This is a genomic window from Leptolyngbya sp. FACHB-261 (assembly GCF_014696065.1).
Taxonomy (GTDB): domain Bacteria; phylum Cyanobacteriota; class Cyanobacteriia; order FACHB-261; family FACHB-261; genus FACHB-261.
The window spans coordinates 821,085-841,621 of the sequence record NZ_JACJPL010000027.1 but is presented as its reverse complement, the minus strand read 5'-3'; the positions used below and the strand labels follow the sequence as shown (position 1 = coordinate 841,621).

The window sequence follows — 20,537 nt, the reverse complement described above, 5'->3', positions numbered from 1 at the left end:
CCGACATCAAAAGCCGGTGTGATTTTCCATCACACCGGCTCGTCAGAAATTATTGAACAGACAAACTAAGCTGACAACCTAGTTCACAAAATCTAAACTCAGCAGACCTAGCCGAATGAACGCATGACGTAAACTGCCATCGCTGCGAAGTACACGAAGTAGCACGCGAAAGGCACTAACAGCAGCAAGCCACGATCCTTGCCCCGTGTTAGGTCCATCGCTCTGGAAACCACTGACTGGGAAGGGGCTTGCTCTACAACCTGAACTTCAACATCAGCAGCAGACTTCATAGGGTTCTCCGTATGGGTGTGAGGGTCTAGCACAAGGTCAGCAGAAAATCTGTATCTGAAAATACTTAGTCTTGCGGCTTAACTTGCTGCTCATCCTATGAGGAAGCTCAGATAAGATCAATAAAAAGATATACAACTTAATGATTTGCTCAGGCAGCTCAGGATAAGGCTATCCGAACTCTAGCTTTAAGAACTGATAATCGAACCTACGGCAGAGGCCACTGGGTGATTTCAGGGCTTACAGCTTACTTTTGACTGAGTCTGTAAAACATTAGACAGAAATATATTTCTTGATTATCGTGAGGGGTATTAGACAGTATTCACAGAACCGATATTCATAATGAGGCCGCAGGCACTGGTAATTGGGGGCGGAGCGGGCGGTTTCTTTGGTGCGATTGCCTGTGCTCAAACTAACCCTGCTGTTCGAGTCACGCTCCTGGAGGCATCGCCTCAACCACTAGGCAAGGTCAAAATTTCGGGGGGTGGTCGTTGCAATGTCACTCACCATTGCTTCGATCCGGTTGCCTTGAGCCAAAATTATCCGCGTGGTAGCAAAGCGCTGCGCGGCGTTTTCACCCGCTTTCAGCCTCAAGACACGATTACCTGGTTCGCCCAACATGGTGTCAAGCTGAAAACGGAGGCCGATGGCCGTATGTTTCCGGTGACTGATGACTCACAGACCATTATTGATTGCCTGATCGAGACGGCTAAGCAGGTTGGTGTACAGCTACGCACTCAAGCTCCCGTGCAGCAAATCAACCACCTAACCGACGGCTTCCGAGTCACACTCAAATCAGGCGAAGTTCTAATCGCTCAGTCGCTGCTCCTGGCAACAGGCAGTAATCCTCAAGGCTATCGTTGGGCAGCTGAACTCGGCCATACGGTACTGCCGCCAGTGCCGTCCCTATTTACCTTTAACCTACAAGATCCCCGCTTGTTGGGTCTTGAGGGTATCTCGCTCGAGAAGGTTCAGCTGACCTTAGCTTTGAGTAACGTTGAAGCCAAAGGCAAAAAGCCCCTCAAGCTAAGCCAGACCGGCCCTTTACTGATTACTCACTGGGGGCTCAGTGGGCCAGCAGTGCTCAAACTTTCTGCTTGGGGCGCCCGGGGGTTGCAGGCCCACCAGTATCGAGCGCCCCTGATTATCAATTGGCTTGGTGGCATGGAGCGGGAAGCGGCCCAGGCAGATCTCTTGGCTTATCGGCAAACCAACTCCCGTAAATCCGTTGGGCGTGTTAGCCCTTTTGACAATGTGCCGCGCCGCCTTTGGGAGCGACTGCTAGAAGCTGCCGACCTGTCTTTAGAAACCCAGTGGGCACAAGTCACCAAACAGGGCCTCAATGCATTGCTGCAAGAACTTTGTGCAGGTCAGTACACAGTTGCAGGCAAAGGTAAGTTCAAAGAGGAGTTCGTCACTTGTGGCGGCGTTGACTTGAAAGACGTAGATTTTCGCACGCTAGAAAGCCGCCGCTGTCCCAGACTCTACTTCGCCGGGGAAGTCCTAGACATTGACGGCGTGACAGGCGGCTTTAACTTTCAAAGCGCCTGGAGCACGGGCTGGTTGGCAGGACAGGCGATGGCTGAAGCGCTCAAAGCAAGCCCTCCCCTTCCAGTTCCTCAATGACCTGAAGACCTCGCGAGTCCCCAAGTTTGAGTAGAGCTGTACGGGCGTCATCTCGAACCCCCAGATCCCGGACGTCTTCTAAAGCTTGAATCAGGGCGTCCACGCCAAAAGTATAGGTAGGTCCAGCGGGCAACTCCCGGCAAATTTGACCAATCGCCCAAGCACAGTTACCACCAACGACCGTCGCTGGATCTTGGTTCAGAGCACTGGCTAAGGCTCGAATAGCTGCGTTGCTAAGGTCAGAACAAGCCACACCGACCTGAGCTAGACTGCTCGCTGCCCATAGACGCACAGCGGTAATGTCAGTTTGTAGCGCGTTGACTAGTGGTGAGAGCGCCTCACGCGCCAGACTATTGCCCAAAGCCCACACCACTCCCTTACGGACATAACCGTTCCAATCTTGCTCAAGCTGGGCAATCAGAGGCGCAACCGCTTTAGGGGAAGGGTTGCGGCCCAAGGCGTAAGCGGCGCTGACTCGGACCAAGGGGCAGGGATCGGCCAGTAAGCGGATCAGTGGCTCAACTGCACGCTCATCTACCAGCTCGCAGAAGGCTCGTGCTGCTTGCATGCGCTGGCCAGGGTCTGGAAGCTCCAGCAAGGCCAGCATGGCTTCTGGATCTGGACCTGGCACATCGGTCTCAGCATCTAGATCTTCTAGATGATCGAGAGGGCTATCAGGTTGTGTGATGTCCAGAAGGGACAGATCTTCATCATCCATAGGCTCACTTTACCAAACCGGGTCTTCAGCCCTTGATCCCAGCTGTTGCAATGCCTCGAATGAACTGACGCTGCCCCACTAGAAACAGCAGGACGACCGGTAAAGTGGCGAGCACAACCGCTGCCATTAAAAGAGGCCAGTCAGCAGTGAATTGCTCCTGAAAACTGGCAAGAGCCAATTGCACCGTAATCAGTTCTGGACGGGTCGTAAAGACCAGAGGCTTAAACAGGTCATTCCATTCTCCAATAAAAGTGAAGAGAAACAGCGTGACCAGTGCCGGACGACAGAGCGGCAGTAGCACCTGCGTTAACACTTGTAACCGAGTTGCCCCATCTAGGAGTGCGGCTTCTTCCAGCTCCACAGGAATGCTACGAATGAACTGCCGCAGTAGAAAAATACCAAAGCCATTGGCAGCTGTTGGTAAGATCAACGCGCCGTAGGTATTGACTAGATGGCCCCACTTCAGCACCAAAAATACTGGAATGACTAGCACTTGAAAGGGAATGATCAAGGTAGCGAGAACTGCTAGCAGTAGACCTTGCCGTCCCCAAAAGTTGAGCCGAGCCAGAGCATAACCGGCCAAAGCCGAAGTCAGAATTTGGCAAGCACTAACTCCCAAAGCCACCAAGGTGGAGTTGGCAAACGCTAGCAAAAAATTGGCGCCATTCCAAGCACGCTGGTAACTGTCTAGAGCCCAGTGTCGCGGCCACAAGCCAGCCCCAAGCACGTAGTCTGCGGGTTGGAACGAAGTCAGCAACACGATTAACAGCGGCAGCAGAACCAGCAGAGCCCCCAGTCTAAGTAGTAGCCCTAATGCCCAACGACCGCCAGAAAACGAATAGTCCTGAACTGATTCGGCTAGAAACGTGGGCAGGGCAAATTTCATGGAACCTCCACAGGCCGGAAACCATCTGCAACTTAATGTAGAAGCTAGCTCTGGATCTAGTAGCTTAAACTCTGAAATCTAGAGCGCCAGAGTGAGTCCAGGCGGAAATCTCTGCAACCGTTTGTGGTTTGAAGAAAGCGGTAGAATACACAGAGAATTCCGCCTAAAGCCCAAGATCGTCAAATTTGCTAAGGTTTGCAAGACTAGAGGAGACCGGATCCGTATGCCGCAGCTTGAAGCAACTCCAGAGGCCAGTTCACTGGATTTCCAAAGTGAGATCTACCGGGATGCTTACAGCCGCATCAATGCCATTGTGATCGAGGGTGAGCAGGAAGCCCACGAGAATTACCTTAGATTGGCAGAATTATTGCCTGACTCAGCTGCGGACTTAAAGTCTTTAGCCAAGATGGAAAATCGGCACCGAAAAGGCTTTGAAGCCTGTGGGCGCAACTTAAGCGTGACTCCAGATATGGATTACGCTCGCGAGTTCTTTTCTCGGCTTCATGGCAATTTTCAGACTGCAGCAGCAGAAGGCGATTTAGCAGCCTGTCTGGTCATTCAATCCTTGATTATTGAATGTTTTGCGATTGCTGCCTACAACATTTACATTCCAGTTGCGGATGATTTCGCTCGCAAAATTACTGAAGGCGTTGTCAAAGATGAGTACAGCCACCTGAACTTTGGTGAAGAATGGCTGAAAGCTCGCTTCGAGCAAATGAAAGCAGGAATTGAAGCAGCAAATCGCCAAAACCTGCCAATCGTTTGGCAAATGTTGAATCAAGTCGAGAATGATGCCCACATTCTGGGTATGGAAAAAGAAGCCTTAGTTGAGGACTTCATGATCCAATACGGCGAAGCGCTGAGCAATATTGGCTTCAATACCCGTGACATTATGAAAATGTCAGCCATGGGTTTAGCGGCTTAATTCTTCAACTGCCGCTGTTCTTGACAGTTTTCATTGGGTGCCTCGGTCTTCTAGTTTGTCTTTAGTCTGTTTCTCCTTACCCTTAGCTAGGCATCAATGTTTGGTCTCATTGGACATCTGACCAGCCTTGTCCATGCGCAGTCAGTCGCAAAAGAATTGGGTTACGAAGAGTACGCTGACCAAGGTTTAGATTTTTGGTGCATGGCACCACCTCAAATCGTGGATGACATCACCGTCACCAGCGTCACGGGTCAAAAAATTTACGGCAAGTATGTTGAGTCCTGTTTCTTGCCAGAAATGCTGGCAACGAAACGCTTCAAGGCAGCCACGCGCAAGATTGTTAATGCTATGGCTCACGCTCAGAAGCAGGGCATTGACATTACTGCTTTGGGCGGTTTTTCGTCAATTATTTTCGAGAACTTCAACCTCGCTCAAATTCAGCAAGTCCGCAATGTACGGCTAGAGTTGCAGCGGTTCACTACAGGCAACACGCACACTGCCTACATCATCTGCCGTCAGGTAGAACAGGGAGCCCAACTGTACGGCATTGACCTTAAGCAAGCAACCGTTGCGGTTTGCGGAGCCACTGGAGACATTGGCAGTGCCGTTTGTCGTTGGCTGGATTCCCGTTCAGACGTTGCTGAACTGCTACTGGTAGCCCGTAACCCAGAACGGTTGCAGGATCTGCAAGCTGAATTGGGTCGTGGCAAAGTCATGACCATTGACGAAGCCCTACCCCAAGCAGACATCATCGTCTGGGTCGCCAGCATGGCCAAGGGCATGGAAATCGATCCACAAGTGCTCAAGCGCCCTTGCTTAGTTGTGGATGGGGGCTATCCCAAGAATATGATCTTGAGTATCCAGGAGCCTGGAATTCATGTCATTGACGGAGGCATTGTTGAGCACTCCCTCGATATTGATTGGCGGATTCTTCAAATTGTCAATCGCACCTCGCAATTGTTCCGTATGACTCAACCGGCTCGGCAATTGTTTGCCTGCTTTGCAGAGTCAATGCTCCTGGAGTTTGAAGGCTTGCATACCAATTTCTCCTGGGGGCGCAATCAAATCACGGTCGAAAAGATGGATGAAATTGGCCGCGTTTCAGTGAAGCACGGTTTCCGTCCCGTCTTGGCTAGTCCAGCTTAGCTCGAGCTAGCGCAGCTCGAACCATCTCTACGCTCTACCTCCCCTAACACGTTGCATGGCTGACAACAAACCGCTGCTGTTGGACTTTGAGAAACCCCTAGCGGAACTCGAAGACCGCATCGAACAAATCCGAAGCCTAGCTGAAGAGAATGGTGTGGATGTGTCTGAGCAGATCGAAGCCCTTGAAGCCCGAGCCGCCCAACTTCAGCGCGAGATCTTCTCAACCCTCACACCTTCCCAGCGTTTGCAACTGGCGCGTCATCCCCGTCGTCCCAGCACCCTAGATTACATTCAGGCGATCACCGATGAGTGGATCGAACTGCACGGTGACCGGCGGGGCAACGACGATCCAGCATTGATTGGCGGTTTGGCCCGGTTAGCAGGTCGGCCAGTAGTGATTTTAGGACACCAGAAGGGCCGTGATACCAAGGATAATGTCGCTCGTAACTTTGGTATGGCTTCTCCCGGTGGTTATCGTAAGGCCCTGCGCCTCATGGAGCATGCTAATCGCTTTGGCATGCCGATCGTTACCTTCATTGACACGCCCGGAGCCTATCCTGGTCTGGTTGCCGAGGAGCAAGGTCAAGGCGAGGCGATTGCGGTCAATCTCCGCGAGATGTTTCGCTTTGAAGTGCCAATTTTGTGCACCGTCATCGGTGAAGGGGGGTCTGGTGGCGCGCTCGGTTTGGGCGTGGGGGATCGCTTGCTGATGCTAGAGCACTCGGTCTATTTCGTTGCGACTCCAGAGGCTTGTGCGGCCATACTTTGGCGAGACGCACAGAAAGCACCCGAAGCTGCTGTAGCGCTCAAGATTACTGCTCCTGACCTCAAGCAACTGGGCATTATCGACCAAATCTTACCAGAGCCTTTGGGGGGCGCTCATCGCCGCCCTCTAGAGGCTGCAGCTAATCTCAAACAGGCTCTGCTTAGCAATCTGGATGATCTAGAGTCACTCAGCGGTCGTCAGCGGCGGGAACTACGCTACCAAAAATTCCGTCAAATGGGCGTATTTCAGGAAGCTAGTTAAGCAGTGTTAAAATTAGTGTAGGTCCGAGCCTAGCTTAGTGAGGACCTACTGCTAAGCGCTACAACGGGGGCTATTGCTAATAACGGATATTTATGAATGGGGGACTGCCAAGACTGACCCCTTGCTCTGCTGTTTTGAGGGCCAAAGCTGAATGCATAAACACCTTGCTGGACAGCGAGCCCTAATTACTGGGGCAAGCAGCGGAATTGGCCAGGCAACAGCTCTGGCCTTGGCCGCAGCTGGAGTTCATGTGGCACTCGTCAGCCGTCGCCAAGATCCACTTATGGCTGTGGCCGCTGAAGCTCAGCAGTTGGGGGTTGAGGCGAAGGCATATCCCTTGGATTTGGCTCAAGTTGAACAGATTGCGCCCCATCTGCAATCACTAGCCCAAGATTTTGGGGGCATTGACATCTTGATCAACAACGCTGGCATAGGCTACACAGCCAATTTGCTGGATACGCCTTTGCAGGATTGGCAGCAGGTGATCAACCTCAATCTGACCAGCGTTTTTGCCTGTACCCAAGCGCTGTTACCGGAACTCCGTCGTAACCGTCGCGGCGCTATTGTCAACGTAGTCTCAATCGGCGGGCGACAAGCCTTTCCGGGTTGGGGTGCTTACTGCGCTAGCAAGTTCGGTGTCATGGGGTTCTCTAAAGCTTTAGCTGCTGAGGAGCGGACTCATGGTATTCGCGTAATTGCTCTGTGTCCGGGCTCAGTAAACACCCCTCTGTGGGACACCGAGACGGTTCATGCTGATTTTGAGCGGTCTGCGATGCTGACCCCTGAGGTCGTTGCCCGCTCAATCTTAGATACCTTAAGCCTGCCTCCAGAAGCAGTGATTGAAGAATTGGTTTTAATGCCAGCCGGTGGGGCTTTCTAAAAGTAGTTAAGCTCCCCCTTAAATCAGCTGGACAAACCGAAGTGTTGACTTGCTGTGTCTGTTTTGCCCTGTTCGCTTGATTTGACCGCCTATCCATTGCACTTGCAAGAGGTTATTCCAACGTTATGACTATTGCTGATCGCCGCTCGAAAAAACAGCCCACCGATTTGTCTTTGCCCCTTCAAAATGGGCGTCTAGATGTGCCCAGCGATGAAGAACTCAAAGAGCAAAGACCAGATCTTGAGCAAGACGAAGCCTTCCGCGAAGAGATGATGGGAGCCGTTCGCACCTTAATTGAAGGAGTTGGCGAAGACCCAGAGCGCGAAGGACTGCTCAAGACTCCCAAGCGAGTGGCGGAAGCGATGCAGTTCTTGACCTCTGGCTATACACAGTCGCTAGAGAAATTGCTGAATGGAGCGATTTTTGACGAGGGCCATAACGAAATGGTTCTGGTTCGCGACATCGATCTATTTAGCCTGTGCGAACATCACATGTTGCCCTTCATGGGCAGAGCTCACGTTGCTTACATCCCCAATCAAAAAGTTGTAGGTCTAAGCAAATTAGCTCGAATCGTGGAGATGTATGCTCGCCGGTTGCAAGTGCAAGAGCGGTTGACCCGTCAGGTTGCTGAGGCCATTCAACAGGTGCTGGAACCAAAAGGCGTGGCCGTTGTCGTTGAAGCAACTCACATGTGCATGGTCATGCGGGGTGTGCAGAAGCCAGGTTCTTGGACTGTCACCAGTTCAATGGTGGGTGTGTTCCAAGACGATCACAAAACCCGCGAGGAGTTTCTGAACCTCATTCGCCACAAACCTGGCTTCTAGAGATTTTCGTTTGTTAGGGGGAGACTAAGATGGTCTTTCCCTAACAGATTGACTTATAGAGACCCAGCGATTGCATACAAAGCTGAATTAATTGAGCTAGACTCAAGATCGTTGCGCAACCGCGCCGATAAATCCGGTTGTGGCCTGTGTTCGCCAAGTGTGCTGGAGGCAGGGCGAGGTCCATGGGCACCACGCGAACCCACTTTGAACGACAGCTCCGCAAGGTCCAGCAGGATGTCTTGCGCATGGGCGCTTTGGTTGAAAATTCCTGTTGGTTAGCTCATCAAGCTCTGTTCGGGCACAATCTCGAAGCTGCCGGTCAAATCGCGATTCAGGACAAGAAAATCGACCAGTTTTACCGCCAGATTGAGCTGGACTGCATCAACCTAATTGCCCTTCAGTCTCCAGTCGCTCAAGATCTGCGCTTAGTCAGTGCAGTGATGCAGTTGGTGCGGGATCTAGAACGAATTGGGGACTACGCTAAAGACTTGGGCGAAATTGCGGTGCGTCTATGCCCCTATCCTGCCCTTACCTGCATGCCGCGGGTTCAGGAAATGGCTGACCGATGTCGGACGATGCTAGCTCATGCGTTAGCCGCTTTATCAGATTTGAATGCGGAAACGGGCTTGCATGTCAAGATTGAAGATGATGCAGTGGATGAGGATTACGAAGTTCTCTACCGCTTTCTTGCCGGTCAGAGCAATTTATCCGGTACGCTGGAGCCCGTGTTGCTGCTTGTTCTGGTGATTCGCCATCTGGAGCGGATGGCAGATCACGCTACTAATATCGGCCAGCGCGTTGCTTACATTGTTACGGGACAGCGACATTAGCCTTGATTGACACCAGACCTTACTCAACCGAAGAACGCTTCATGGACTTCTCGATTTCCGAACTGCTAGAAAGCTTCTCTGACAGCAAGCTGGTAGCACCCAAAGTTCTGGAGAAGCGATTTGGCGAGGATCAAAGTAGTATTCGCAAACTTCAAATCGTTCTAGACACGCTAGAGAAAGTTGGCATTCTTGAAAAAGAGAAAGGCCGCTATCGCCGCGTAACCGATGACGATGTAATTGAAGGGCGGCTACGTTGCTCTAGCAAAGGATTCTGCTTCGCGATTCAAGACGGCGAGGAAGTTGAAGATGTTTACGTGCGCGAAAGCCACCTAAGCAACGCTTGGAACGGTGACCGGGTGTTAGTACGGGTCACGAAGGAAGGCAAGGGGCGTCGTAGCCCGGAAGGGGAGGTGCGTCTGATTCTGGAGCGAGCAAACTCTAGCCTGCTTGCTCGGGTTAAGAAGACCGACCAGGGTTACCGAGCGATTCCGCTCGATGACCGACTGCCGTGTGAGATTGAGCTACTCGATGAAGGCACGCCGCTGCCTGAAGGCTTAGCCGATAACAGTGACCAGCTCGTGCACATCGAAGTGATGCGCTATCCCCTAGGGGCTTACTTACCCGTAGGACGCATCGCGCGCGTGTTGGGGCGGGATCCCCAGGTGGCCCCAGACATTGAGCTGGTTTGCTGTAAGTATGAGCTGCCTCGGGAGTTCTCAGAAACCGTCTTGGAGGCCGCAGCTGACTTACCTGATCAGCCGTACAAGGCAGATCTCAAGGGTCGAGTGGACTTGCGTAAGCTGTTCACGCTCACCATTGCTCGTCCTGATGCCAAAGCTTTTGAGGATGCGATCTCTCTGGAAGTGCTAGAGGATGGCAAGTGGCGCTTGGGCGTGCACATTGCTGATGTTGCCTACTATGTGCCGCTCAATTCAACCCTTGATCTCGAAGCTCGTAGACGGGCCACCTCGGTCTTTCTCGGTGAAACAGTTCTGCCCCTGCTGCCTGAGGCCCTTTCCCACCATCTGTGTTCCCTGCTGCCTGGAGAGAACCGTCTGGCGATCTCGGTGCTCTTGACCCTAGATGCTGCGGGTGAGGTTCTGGAATACGAACTGCAGCCTTCAATAATCACGGTTGATCTGAGTCTGACTGATCAGCAAGTCCAGCAGATCTTAGAGGATCGTACGGACGAGTCTGTGCAGGCATTTGCTCCAGCATTCGAGCTGCTCGATGCCATGCTGCGCTTGAGCTTGCTCCTAAAGGCCAACCGCCAAGAGCGAGGTGCCCTAGAACTCAGTCTGCCCGATGCCAAGTTCCACTACAATGACGAAGGGGAACTTGGCGCCCTTGTCGTTTCCCCCTCGCTGCGTGCCCAGTCGATCGTCAAGGAGTTTATGCTCCTCGCTAACGAGACGGTGGCCGAGCATCTGCAAGCTCTAGATTTGCCAGGCATCTATCGTATTCACCCAGCCTCGGATCTCAGCAGTGCCCAAGAGTTGCTCAAGCTGCTGACCAATATGGGCTTGGAACTTAGCCTGGAACAGGAAGATGTCGTAACCAGCCGCGACTACCAGGCCTTCATCCACAAGTTTGCTGACTCGGATGTTCAGACCGTGCTGACCTATTTGCTGCTGGGAACCCTCAAACCTCCCGCCTACAGCACTGAACCTGGTACTCACTTTGGTCTGGCCCTGAGTGAAGGCTACAGTCACTTCACTTCACCCCTACGACGCTACGCTGATTTGGTAGTTCAGCGGGTATTGCAGGCGTTGTTTGATGAGGGGCGCGACCGTCGTTCCACCCGTGTCAAAGAACGGGTGAAGCTGCGCCACAGCAGTGTTCTGGACAGCGACGTAAACTGGAACGTTCTGCCTCCTGATATCCAGAAGGAAATTGAAACCGACCTGGAAGCAATCGTCACCCATCTCAATGAGCGCGAACGGTTGGCACAGAAGGCTGAGCAAGACCTTGAAGCGTTGCGCAAGGCCGAGTTTATGCGGGCGCGTACGGGTGAGATCTTCCGAGGCTTAATTACAGGGGTTCAGTCTTACGGCTTCTTCGTGGAGATCGAGGACCTACTGGTAGAAGGCTTAGTCCATGTCAGCTCCCTTAAAGATGACTGGTATGAATATCGCTCCCGCCATCAAACTCTAGTAGGGCGCAAGAACCGCAAGCAGTATCGTTTGGGCGATCGGGTTGAGGTCCAGGTTAAGAACGTAGATTACTACCGTCAGCAGATTGACTTGGTGGCCGTTGGCGGTGGCTCTCAGGCGGCAGACGATGACAATGAGGAAGCGCCAACCGACACCACGCAACGGGCAACTAGCGAAGAAGAGTGACCCTGGTTTGAGGGCGTAGCAAACCCTCAAAAAAATTAGCCAGATTCACGCTTCTAGCCCTTGCGGTCAAGTATTATGTGCCGCAAGATAAACATAGTTGAACTTCTTTACAACGAGATTCTAAGAAGTCGGCAGGGCAACTGCCTCCTTGTTGCTGCGCCGATGACTTAGAGAAGTGGATACTCACTGCAGCTGGCTAGACCGGCGGCTTCGGGTAGCTGTTAGTTCTGACTATCTACTAATTTCTATATGACTGCATGGCCCGGCGATGCGTACTTCTCCGCGACTCGTTGCCCTACTCAACCGGCTCCAGCCCTCGGCTGAGACTGTACTCCTCATCCTGGCAGTAATGCTGGGGTTGACCTGCGGTGTTGCTGTAGTGGCATTCCACTGGCTGATCGAAACCTCTCACCGGCTGCTCCTCGAAGACTTGATGGGTCTGATTGGACCTCTAGGCAGCTGGACCCTAGCCTTGGTGCCTGTAACTGGGGCCTTGCTAGTGGCTGGTCTATTGACTTTACATCGACGCGCGAACAACCTATTGCAGATTCCACTGAAGCTGGCCGCAGCTGCGGTTTCTTTAGGCTCAGGAGCCTCGCTAGGGCCAGAAGGACCCAGTGTGGAATTGGGTGCCAGTGTAGGAGCTTTGTTTGGTCAGGGTCTCAAGTTTTCGCAGGAACGCGTTCAAGTCCTGTTGGGAGCGGGGTCTGCTGCTGCTTTAGCTGCTGGCTTTAATGCCCCGATTGCCGGTGTGTTTCTGGCGCTAGAAGTTGTCTTGAGAGCCCCGTTTACAACTTCAGCCGCCAGTGTGGTTGTGTTAGCGGCGGTTGTGTCAGCCTTGGTGGCGCAAGTTGGGCTAGGTTCCCAGCCTGCTTTTACCCTGCCTGCTTACGAGGTGCGCAGCCTTTGGGAACTGCCTCTATACCTGGGCTTGGGCGTGCTGGCAAGCGGGGTCGCTGTGGCTTATACCTGCTTAGTGAGTTGGAGCAGGCGTGTAGCCAAGGGGGAGATTGCTAAGCTAGAGCGCTTCTCTCGGCTGCCCTTGCCAGTGCGCCTGGTCATTGGGGGCAGCATTTTGGGGGTTGTGACTCTGGTTCTGCCCCAAACCTTGGGCATTGGTTATGAGACCATCGAAGCGCTGCTGCAAGATGTGCCCTTGCCTCTGACTGCTCTGGGTGCCCTCTTGATCGCAAAACTGATGCTTTCGGCGGTGAGCTTAGGAACCGGCTTTGTGGGGGGTATCTACGCTCCCTCGCTGTTTCTAGGTGCTGTCCTAGGCAGTGCTTACGCTCAGATTCTGGCGATTACGCTGCCGCTCAGCATTCCTCTAGCTGCACCTCCCGCTTACGCAATGGTCGGTATGGCTGCGGTGCTGGGAGCCAGTGTGCGAGCACCCTTAACGGCAGTGTTGTTGCTATTTGAGCTGACTCAGGACTACCGGATTGTGCTGCCTCTGATGGCAGCAGTCGGCCTCAGCGTCTGGCTGACCGACCGCTTTAAGCCTCGCCTGCCAGTTCAAGCTGCAGCCGCCCCTACTGACGAGCCACCAGCCGCAGACCCACTAGCAGATTACGTTGTCGAGGCTGCAATGGGGCCTCTGCCTCCTGCGCTACCTGGTACTGCAGCCTTGGCCGAGGCCGCTGAGCTGATGACTCATCTGCGCTATCGCAGCTTGTTGGTGCAGGGCAACGACGAGCACCTTGCCGGTATTGTGACCTTGCAGGATGTGGAACGAGCCTTGAGCCTTGCTGATTGGCACATGCTGAAGGTGAAAGATATCTGCACAGCGGATGTGCTGAGCGTTTTTCCCGATGAATCTCTGAGTGTGGCTCTTAAGCGCATGGGTTCACGGGGCTTACACCAATTGCCTGTGGTCAGCCGTGAGGAGCCGAGCCAAGTGGTAGGGCTGTTGAGCCGGGAAGATATTCTGCTGACGCAAAGTTTGGCGCTCACCCGTCTGGCTTTGATGCGGCGTATACCGGTTACTCTGCCTGAGTCTGTGCTTGAAACTGTGCCTGAGTCTGTGCCCACGCCCCTGATTCCTGTGGCTGGTTCAACCGCTGCTTCCACCGCCGTCGCTGCTTCGGAAACCTCGGTGCAACAGTCGGTTAGCCTGACTTGAGCTGGTCTAACGTGACCCCTTGGCATGTTGCGAAGCCTGTAACAGTCCTTAAGAACTTGTAGCACTGCGATGGCTAAAGAGACCTTCCCTTAAAGTAGGCTAAGGCTTATGCGGTCTGACGAGTAACGCCGCCTGTAGACCTAAAACCCTTTTGATATGACAGCGATTGACACTCAGCAGCTTGCGGCTCCCGCAAAAGTCAGCACCCGGCAGGTGCGGGTCAGCCAGTTCATGCGCAGTCTCCAAGACAGCATTTGTGAAGCCCTTGCCACTGTCGATGGCGGTGCAGGCTTCCGAGAAGATTCTTGGGTGCGGGAAGAAGGCGGCGGCGGTCGCTCCCGGGTGCTAACTGAAGGGGCGCTATTCGAGCGAGCCGGGGTGAATTTTTCGGAGGTGTTTGGCAAGGGCTTACCGCCATCGATTTTGCAGCAGCGCCCAGAAGCGAAAGGCCACGGCTTCTATGCGACTGGCACTTCGTTGGTGATACATCCTCGCAGCCCTTATATTCCTACCGTTCACCTCAACTATCGCTACTTTGAGGCGGGACCTGTGTGGTGGTTTGGTGGTGGTGCTGACCTGACGCCCTACTACGGCTTTCGGGAAGATGCAGAGCACTTCCATCGCACCTTTAAAACCGCCTGCGACACTCACCATCCGTCCTACTACCCAGTGTTCAAGAACTGGTGCGATGAATATTTCTTCCTGGCTCATCGTAATGAAACGCGGGGCGTAGGTGGCATCTTCTTTGACTACCAGGATGGTGAGGGCGAGCTGTATCGTGGGCCTGATCCTGATGGACCAGCCGCGCTAATCAGCGCAAGGTTGGGTGAGCCACCTCGTCGCTCTTGGGAAGACCTGTTTGCGTTGGTACAGGGCTGTGGCAATGCCTTTTTAGATGCCTACCTGCCTATTGTGGAGCGGCGACGCAACACTGAATACAGCGATCGGCAGCGTCAGTTTCAGCTCTATCGTCGAGGTCGCTATGTAGAGTTCAACTTGGTTTACGACCGTGGCACGATCTTCGGTTTGCAAACTAAGGGCCGGACCGAATCGATTCTGATGTCCCTGCCTCCTCTGGTGCGCTGGGAGTACGATTTCCACCCGGAAGCAGGCAGCCCGGAAGCAGAACTCTACGAGCAATTCCTCAAGCCCCAAAACTGGCTGCAAACTCAGCAGTGAGGTTAGCTCTTATCGCTCTTTTTGGTTATGAGCTGACGCCCGCTTGACGGGATCTTGACTTGAATACCTAGAACCAGCCCACTCTCGCCTTTTGAGGCAGCCCTTTGAAGGTGAGAGTGGGCTGGTCCAGTATTTAGCCCTGTATTCCCCTATCAATATTTTCCATACCAGACTGCTACCGACCCAAAACCGGCCAGAAAAGGACGGCTTTCGCTCCATACTGAGCCATCTTTCTGCTTTTACATTTCTTTACGATAGGGATATGAGAACGGCTGAACCCTTCAGACCTCAGATTCAGAGCATGAGGGGGGTCAGATCATGAGGTTGCCGCTATGAATGGCACATTTCGCGTCGGCAGTTTGTTTGGAATTCCCTTTTATATTCATTCGTCCTGGTTCTTGGTTCTGGGGCTAGTGACTTGGAGCTATGGCAGTGGGCTGGCTGCTCAGTTTCCAGGACTAGTTGCGCCATTTCCCTGGCTAGTAGGGCTGTTCGCAGCACTGCTGTTGTTTACCTCTGTGGTTGCCCATGAGTTAGGGCATAGCCTAGTGGCTCTACGGCAGGGCATTGATGTCAAGTCGATCACGCTATTTCTGTTTGGGGGAGTGGCTCGTCTAGAGCAAGAATCGAAAACTCCAGCCGAAGCCTTCTGGGTGGCGATTGCCGGACCCCTGGTGAGTCTATTGCTATTCGGTGCGCTCACTCTGCTTGGCATAGCCACTGCTAATTCGGGAGCATTTGCTGCAATCGTAGGCTTGCTGGCTTCAGTAAACCTGGCTCTGGCCCTGTTTAACCTGATTCCAGGTCTGCCTCTAGATGGCGGCAACATCCTAAAAGCACTGGTCTGGAAGCTGACAGGCAACCGCTACAAAGGTGTCGCGTTCGCCAGCCGTGCCGGTCAAGTTTTAGGTTGGCTAGCGATTGCTTCTGGATTGCTGCCCTTAGTATTGTTCGGCAGTTTAGGCAATTTTTGGAACCTGCTGATCGGTTGGTTCCTGCTGCAAAATGCGGGGCAGATTGCGCAATCTGCCAAAGTGGAATCGAAGCTGAGCCAGTTCACCGCAGCTGATGCCGTCAGTCCTGAGAGACCCATTGTTTCGGCTGCCATGTCTCTGAGGCAATTTGCTGACGAGCAAATCATGAAACCCTGTAGTGGACATCTGGTTGTAGATGCTGCAGGACAGCTGCTCGGCAAGATTGACCTCGAAGATTTGCGTTCTGTGCCAACGGCCTACTGGTCAGAGACGCAAGTGGGTGACGTGGCCAAACCTGTAGAATCAAGCGCTACCGTTCAGGCTGACCAACCGTTGCTGGATGTGGTTAAGTTGCTAGAGCAGCGCAAACTCAGCCAACTGTTTGTTGTGGGTGCCAATGGTGTATTGGTGGGGTTACTGGAGAAGGCTTCTATTCTTCGCCTCATGCAGAGCGGCCCAGCGGTGCGTCCTGCTTGATTTCCGACATTTTAAAGCCTTGGGTCTTTAGAAATTAGCCTTGAGCAATCAGGGTGAGAAAGGGCAGCTTCGGTTGAGGCTGCCCTTTGGTGTTAGGCAGCTCTTCCTCAGGAGATTGACAGCAAAGCCAGGAATCCGTTTTTCGGTCTTAACCTCCTTCGCTAGCTTCATTCCTAAAGAGACTCCCTTCAAATACATTCAGGAGGCAGGAGCCATCACTGAGCGAATGGCCTCCTGCAAAGTTTGAGCCGAGGTTTGTAGAGCACTTTGCTCAGCCTCACTGAGATTGGGTTGCAAGACACACTCAACGCCTCTACGACTAACGATGGTTGGTAGGCTCAGGCAAACATCCTGCAAGCCCATTTGACCTTGTAACAAGCTTGAAACTGTGAGCACTGAGTTTTCGTTACGCACAATTGATTCAACGATTTTCACCAGGGCTAGACCCACTGCAAAGTTCGTGTAACCCTTGCGTTGAATTATTTCGTAGCCTGCGTTTTTGACCTGGTTATAAATTTCATCTAGAGACAGATTCAACTGCCGCTGCTGGGCGAATTCAGCAAGGGGAATACCGGCGATATTGGCAATGCTCCAAGCTGGTAATTCAGTATCACCATGTTCGCCAATGATGTAAGCGTGGATATTGCGTGGGTCTACTTGACAACGCTGAGCCAGCAGATCCCGTAGCCGTCCGCTGTCAAGCACGGTACCAGAGCCAATCACTCGCTCCGGCGGAAAACCAGAATATTGCCAAGCTAGGTAGGTGAGTGCGTCTACCGGATTGCTCACAATCAGCAGAATTGTGTCTGGACAATGACGAGCAATTTCTGGGATCAGCTCGCTGAAAATGCGAGCGTTCTTCGCAATGAGATCCAGCCGAGTTTCCCCCGGTTTTTGGGCTGCTCCTGCAGTGACCACTACGACTTGTGCACCCGCGCAATCGGCAATACTGCCTGAGCGCACCTGTGCCGGGCGTCCAAAGGGCACAGCGTTCTGAAGGTCCATCGCTTCACCCTCAGCTTTGGCTGCATTCACATCGCTCAGCACAATTTCTTCAGCAAGGCCATCAATTAGCAAGGCATAGGCAAAGGTGACGCCAACCTGCCCGCAACCAATGACAGCAATTTTGTCTAATGTGTTGAGTGCTGGAGACAGTTCTGGAGACAATTTTGAAGACATAGGGGCACCGCCAAACGCGACACCCCCAATGATAAAGATGAAGGCTGAAAAGGCAAGCCGAGCGGTTCTGCTGGTTGTGTTAAGCCATCAGTCTTGGCAGTCTTCGCCAGTAAGTCCTAGTAGTCAAGAAGCTTTGGTAAGAAGTTCTCAGCTCAGGACTGGTCTAATCGCTCTGCCAACCCTTAACTGAGCCTTTAGCTAAGTCTTTGTTCGCTAAGTCTTTGTTCGCTAAGCCTTGAGCAAGCGATCGAGCACAGTGTTCAGCGTTTGCTTGAACTGATGCTTGCGTCGCCACCGCTGGAAGGACTTTTCGTACTCCTCGCCCTCGGTTTGATAGGTCTTCCAGGTATTTAAGGCTAGCCCTAAACCCCAAACTAGAACGATCATCAGAGACCAGGACGGCTCTCCGGTCATGACTATGTTCAATGACACTAAAAAAGTATTAATAATGCCAAATTTCACCACGTTCTCTCGCAGCTGGTAGCGACGGTAGTTATTAAAAGTCTGCTGTTGCTGCAAAGCTTGCCGTTGGCCTACCCACTCCTGCTCGGCAGCTCTGAGATCCTGAGACGAAATCCCCATCTCTGAGGCAATCTCGACTAGCTGTTCGTGAGAGAGTTCATCGCCATCTTGGACCTGCCGTCGGATGGCCAAATGGAGAATCTGCTGGACGTCTTCTTGGCTATAAGAATCGGTCATCTTAGTAGTTTGATTAACCATTTGCATAACACCGAATAGTGGCAGGATAGCTGCGGTTAGGGGTTCGACCTGAGGCTCTACATTTACCCTAACACTGAGAGACTAAAGCGTGGGTGAGACCGCAGAGGGACTCCAGCATGGACCTATTTGAGCAGCATCGCCAGCAATTAACCGAGACGGAAGCGCCCTTGGCTGCCCGTATGCGCCCTCGTACCCTGGATGAGTTTGTGGGACAAGCCGCACTGATTGGGCCTGGGCGCTTGCTGCGCCGTGCCATCCAAGCCGATCAGCTCTCGTCCTTGATTTTCTATGGTCCGCCTGGGACGGGCAAAACGACCCTGGCGCGCATTATTGCTAACACCACCCAAGCCCATTTCATCGCGATTAATGCGGTTCTTTCTGGGGTGAAAGAAATTCGCGCCGCCATTGAAACAGCCCAGGAAAAGCGTGGCCTTTACGGTCAGCGCACCATCCTGTTCGTCGATGAGGTGCATCGTTTTAACAAAGCGCAACAAGATGCTCTATTGCCCTGGGTGGAAAATGGGACCGTGATTCTGATCGGCGCTACCACCGAGAACCCCTACTTTGAGGTCAACAAAGCCTTAGTCAGCCGATCACGGCTATTTCAACTCAGGCCCTTAGAAGCAGAGGATCTGCGCGGTATTGTGCAGCAGGCCTTAACTGACCCATCGCGGGGTTATGGCCAGCGCTCGATTCTGGTTGCGCCAGAGGCAGTTGAACACTTGGTTAACATCGCCAATGGCGACGCTCGCGCTCTGCTTAACGCCCTTGAACTAGCCGTTGAAACTACGCCGCCCGATGCCACTGGCACGACTCAAATCAGTCTGGAGGTGGCAGAGGAATCGATCCAGCATCGTGCTGTTCTTTATGACAAAGAAGGCGATGCTCACTTCGATACGATTAGCGCTTTTATCAAAAGTCTGCGCGGCTCCGATCCCGATGCAGCCCTCTATTGGCTAGCTCGCATGGTCTATGCCGGGGAAGATCCGCGCTTTATCTTTCGCCGCATGCTGATTCTGACCAGTGAAGATATTGGTCTGGCCGATCCCCAGGCCATTGGTGTGGTCAATGCTTGTGCCCAAGCCTTTGACCGGGTCGGACTGCCAGAGGGACGCTACCCCCTGGCTCAAGCCGCTCTCTACCTGGCAAATGCCCCAAAATCTAATAGCGTCATGGGCTTTTTCGATGCCCTGGCTGCTGTGGAGCGCGAGCGGGAGACAGACGTGCCCAATCACCTAAAAGACGGCAATCGTGACCAACAGGGCTTTGGGCATGGCACAGGCTACCTGTATCCCCACAGCTATCGAGAACATTGGGTGGCTCAGCAGTATTTGCCGACTTCGCTGCAAGGTCAAGTCTTCTACCAGCCCTCCGATCAGGGCTTCGAAGCCGCGGTTCAGACCCAGGTGGCACGTCAACGGGAAGCCCAGCTAGCCGCTCTAGTCGAGCGTTCAGGTCCAAGCTTAGAGGGCTTAACCTATGGCCCAGCAGATGCAGCTCAAGAACGCTGGCTCCAGAGAACCTTAAGCCAGTTCGGTCAGCAACTCGGTCAGGTCCGGGACCGCCTGTTTATGCTTGCTGAGCCTCAACGCCATCAGGTCATCCTGGATTTGAATGCAGGCAGTGGTTTGCTGACCTGGGAGGCATTGCGCAGCGTGCCGGAGGGCGGAGTTTATGCCTGTGCCTATACCGCTACCGATGCGCAGGCTCTACAGGAACAGGCAGCGGCTCTGCCAGAACTGAGCCGCCCAATCGTGCTGTCCTCTAGCTTGGCTGACTTGACCCAGACCTTGACGGCCCAGTCCCCTGACCTGCGATTTGACCGGATCATCGGGCGCAATGCCCTGATGCGGGAGCCTGATAAGCAGAAGGCCGCTCAGCAGCTTCAGGCTTGGCTACAGCCTGGAGGACGGCTGGTTCTGGCAGAAACGGTCGCTCGCCGTACGCAACGGCTCTACCAACTGCTTGATCCAGTCTGGCTTGACCCTGAGCTGTATGAGCGCTGGCTGGTCGCCGAAGAAGCCATCTACACCGATACCTCAGACCCGATGGTGAACTGGGATGCTGAAGATCTGAGCACAATTTTCGCGGGGCTGGGGGCATCAGTCACAACGCAGGTCGAGCCCTTTAGTACAGAACTACGGGTCACTCCGGCACTGCTTGAGCGTTGGTTTGCCACTTCAGGGCCGCAGCCTAGCTATGCCGAGCGGTTAGCTCGTTGCTTAAGCCAAGCTGAGATCAGCTTAATTCGTGACTTGTTTACAACCCGTTTACGCAATCAGACTGTTCTTTGGAAAAGTATCACTGTCTTTGTTCAGGTTATTTACTGAAAAGTTACTCAGTGAATTATTTTTTTGCTTTAAGAATCTTCAGATGTTATCTAATCTAATTGGGTTG

Annotated in this window: 17 protein-coding genes; 12 read left to right on the top strand and 5 right to left on the bottom strand. The window is 53.1% G+C overall.

Going from position 1 to position 20,537, the window contains the following annotated elements; all coding sequences use genetic code 11:
* Positions 1 to 107 precede the first annotated feature (107 nt).
* The gene (locus tag H6F94_RS23410; protein WP_190804627.1) at positions 108 to 290 is read right to left on the bottom strand and encodes a hypothetical protein; all 183 of its coding nucleotides are present in this window, start codon (positions 288 to 290) and stop codon (positions 108 to 110) included.
* A 340-nt stretch (positions 291 to 630) separates the two neighbouring features.
* On the opposite strand from H6F94_RS23410, the gene H6F94_RS23405 reads away from it, so the two are divergent.
* Positions 631 to 1,914, top strand: coding sequence for a BaiN/RdsA family NAD(P)/FAD-dependent oxidoreductase (locus tag H6F94_RS23405; protein ID WP_190804626.1), 1,284 nt, complete (start codon positions 631 to 633; stop codon positions 1,912 to 1,914).
* On the opposite strand, the gene H6F94_RS23400 is transcribed toward H6F94_RS23405, so the two are convergent.
* Together H6F94_RS23400 and H6F94_RS23395 are read right to left on the bottom strand one after the other, a co-directional pair.
* Positions 1,880 to 2,632 carry a HEAT repeat domain-containing protein gene (locus H6F94_RS23400; RefSeq protein WP_190804625.1) on the bottom strand — a complete coding sequence of 251 codons (753 nt, stop codon included), beginning with the start codon at positions 2,630 to 2,632 and terminating at the stop codon, positions 1,880 to 1,882. The genes H6F94_RS23405 and H6F94_RS23400 overlap by 35 nt on opposite strands.
* A 25-nt stretch (positions 2,633 to 2,657) precedes the next feature.
* Positions 2,658 to 3,518: a carbohydrate ABC transporter permease gene (locus H6F94_RS23395; protein WP_190804624.1), complete on the bottom strand. Its 861-nt coding sequence runs from the start codon at positions 3,516 to 3,518 to the stop codon at positions 2,658 to 2,660.
* Between the two features lie 223 nt (positions 3,519 to 3,741).
* Between H6F94_RS23395 and H6F94_RS23390 the strand changes: the two genes are divergently transcribed.
* The 10 genes from H6F94_RS23390 to H6F94_RS23345 all read left to right on the top strand — a co-directional run bounded on the left by H6F94_RS23390 (position 3,742) and on the right by H6F94_RS23345 (position 16,241).
* Positions 3,742 to 4,443: an aldehyde oxygenase (deformylating) gene (locus H6F94_RS23390; RefSeq protein ID WP_190804623.1), complete on the top strand. Its 702-nt coding sequence runs from the start codon at positions 3,742 to 3,744 to the stop codon at positions 4,441 to 4,443.
* 96 nt (positions 4,444 to 4,539) lie between these two features.
* The gene (locus tag H6F94_RS23385) at positions 4,540 to 5,589 is read left to right on the top strand and encodes a long-chain acyl-[acyl-carrier-protein] reductase (RefSeq protein WP_190804622.1); all 1,050 of its coding nucleotides are present in this window, start codon (positions 4,540 to 4,542) and stop codon (positions 5,587 to 5,589) included.
* A 55-nt stretch (positions 5,590 to 5,644) separates the two neighbouring features.
* On the top strand, positions 5,645 to 6,616 hold the full coding sequence (locus H6F94_RS23380; protein ID WP_190804621.1) for an acetyl-CoA carboxylase carboxyltransferase subunit alpha: 972 nt from the start codon (positions 5,645 to 5,647) through the stop codon (positions 6,614 to 6,616).
* 151 nt (positions 6,617 to 6,767) lie between these two features.
* Positions 6,768 to 7,496 (top strand): SDR family oxidoreductase, encoded by a 729-nt coding sequence (locus H6F94_RS23375; protein WP_190804620.1) that lies wholly within the window; start codon positions 6,768 to 6,770, stop codon positions 7,494 to 7,496.
* 125 nt (positions 7,497 to 7,621) lie between these two features.
* A complete protein-coding gene (gene folE, locus H6F94_RS23370; protein WP_190804619.1) occupies positions 7,622 to 8,320 on the top strand; it encodes a GTP cyclohydrolase I FolE in 699 nt (232 codons plus the stop codon).
* Positions 8,321 to 8,502: 182 nt separating this feature from the next.
* Positions 8,503 to 9,150, top strand: a complete 648-nt coding sequence (gene phoU, locus H6F94_RS23365) for a phosphate signaling complex protein PhoU (protein ID WP_190804618.1) — start codon at positions 8,503 to 8,505, stop codon at positions 9,148 to 9,150.
* 2 nt (positions 9,151 to 9,152) lie between these two features.
* Entirely contained in the window at positions 9,153 to 11,489 is a 2,337-nt protein-coding gene (locus H6F94_RS23360) for a ribonuclease R family protein (RefSeq protein WP_242041345.1), read from the top strand.
* Between the two features lie 268 nt (positions 11,490 to 11,757).
* Positions 11,758 to 13,611: a chloride channel protein gene (locus H6F94_RS23355; protein WP_190804617.1), complete on the top strand. Its 1,854-nt coding sequence runs from the start codon at positions 11,758 to 11,760 to the stop codon at positions 13,609 to 13,611.
* 156 nt (positions 13,612 to 13,767) lie between these two features.
* The gene (hemF, locus tag H6F94_RS23350) at positions 13,768 to 14,790 is read left to right on the top strand and encodes an oxygen-dependent coproporphyrinogen oxidase (protein WP_190804616.1); all 1,023 of its coding nucleotides are present in this window, start codon (positions 13,768 to 13,770) and stop codon (positions 14,788 to 14,790) included.
* 332 nt (positions 14,791 to 15,122) lie between these two features.
* The gene (locus H6F94_RS23345; RefSeq protein WP_190804615.1) at positions 15,123 to 16,241 is read left to right on the top strand and encodes a site-2 protease family protein; all 1,119 of its coding nucleotides are present in this window, start codon (positions 15,123 to 15,125) and stop codon (positions 16,239 to 16,241) included.
* A gap of 198 nt (positions 16,242 to 16,439) precedes the next feature.
* Here the strand turns inward: H6F94_RS23345 and H6F94_RS23340 are convergent, their stop codons facing one another.
* Together H6F94_RS23340 and H6F94_RS23335 are read right to left on the bottom strand one after the other, a co-directional pair.
* Positions 16,440 to 17,420 carry an L-lactate dehydrogenase gene (locus H6F94_RS23340; protein ID WP_190804614.1) on the bottom strand — a complete coding sequence of 327 codons (981 nt, stop codon included), beginning with the start codon at positions 17,418 to 17,420 and terminating at the stop codon, positions 16,440 to 16,442.
* 228 nt (positions 17,421 to 17,648) lie between these two features.
* Positions 17,649 to 18,119 carry a 2TM domain-containing protein gene (locus H6F94_RS23335; protein WP_190804613.1) on the bottom strand — a complete coding sequence of 157 codons (471 nt, stop codon included), beginning with the start codon at positions 18,117 to 18,119 and terminating at the stop codon, positions 17,649 to 17,651.
* 137 nt (positions 18,120 to 18,256) lie between these two features.
* On the opposite strand from H6F94_RS23335, the gene H6F94_RS23330 reads away from it, so the two are divergent.
* Positions 18,257 to 20,470 (top strand): AAA family ATPase, encoded by a 2,214-nt coding sequence (locus H6F94_RS23330; RefSeq protein ID WP_190804612.1) that lies wholly within the window; start codon positions 18,257 to 18,259, stop codon positions 20,468 to 20,470.
* Positions 20,471 to 20,537 lie beyond the last annotated feature (67 nt).

Bases quoted from the DNA above. Each gene is read 5' to 3' on its own strand.
- H6F94_RS23410 (WP_190804627.1), bottom strand. From the start codon at position 290: ATGAAGTCTGCTGCTGATGTTGAAGTTCAGGTTGTAGAGCAAGCCCCT.
- H6F94_RS23405 (WP_190804626.1), top strand. From the start codon at position 631: ATGAGGCCGCAGGCACTGGTAATTGGGGGCGGAGCGGGCGGTTTCTTT.
- H6F94_RS23400 (WP_190804625.1), bottom strand. From the start codon at position 2,632: ATGGATGATGAAGATCTGTCCCTTCTGGACATCACACAACCTGATAGC.
- H6F94_RS23395 (WP_190804624.1), bottom strand. From the start codon at position 3,518: ATGAAATTTGCCCTGCCCACGTTTCTAGCCGAATCAGTTCAGGACTAT.
- H6F94_RS23390 (WP_190804623.1), top strand. From the start codon at position 3,742: ATGCCGCAGCTTGAAGCAACTCCAGAGGCCAGTTCACTGGATTTCCAA.
- H6F94_RS23385 (WP_190804622.1), top strand. From the start codon at position 4,540: ATGTTTGGTCTCATTGGACATCTGACCAGCCTTGTCCATGCGCAGTCA.
- H6F94_RS23380 (WP_190804621.1), top strand. From the start codon at position 5,645: ATGGCTGACAACAAACCGCTGCTGTTGGACTTTGAGAAACCCCTAGCG.
- H6F94_RS23375 (WP_190804620.1), top strand. From the start codon at position 6,768: ATGCATAAACACCTTGCTGGACAGCGAGCCCTAATTACTGGGGCAAGC.
- folE (WP_190804619.1), top strand. From the start codon at position 7,622: ATGACTATTGCTGATCGCCGCTCGAAAAAACAGCCCACCGATTTGTCT.
- phoU (WP_190804618.1), top strand. From the start codon at position 8,503: ATGGGCACCACGCGAACCCACTTTGAACGACAGCTCCGCAAGGTCCAG.
- H6F94_RS23355 (WP_190804617.1), top strand. From the start codon at position 11,758: ATGCGTACTTCTCCGCGACTCGTTGCCCTACTCAACCGGCTCCAGCCC.
- hemF (WP_190804616.1), top strand. From the start codon at position 13,768: ATGACAGCGATTGACACTCAGCAGCTTGCGGCTCCCGCAAAAGTCAGC.
- H6F94_RS23345 (WP_190804615.1), top strand. From the start codon at position 15,123: ATGAATGGCACATTTCGCGTCGGCAGTTTGTTTGGAATTCCCTTTTAT.
- H6F94_RS23340 (WP_190804614.1), bottom strand. From the start codon at position 17,420: ATGTCTTCAAAATTGTCTCCAGAACTGTCTCCAGCACTCAACACATTA.
- H6F94_RS23335 (WP_190804613.1), bottom strand. From the start codon at position 18,119: ATGACCGATTCTTATAGCCAAGAAGACGTCCAGCAGATTCTCCATTTG.
- H6F94_RS23330 (WP_190804612.1), top strand. From the start codon at position 18,257: ATGGACCTATTTGAGCAGCATCGCCAGCAATTAACCGAGACGGAAGCG.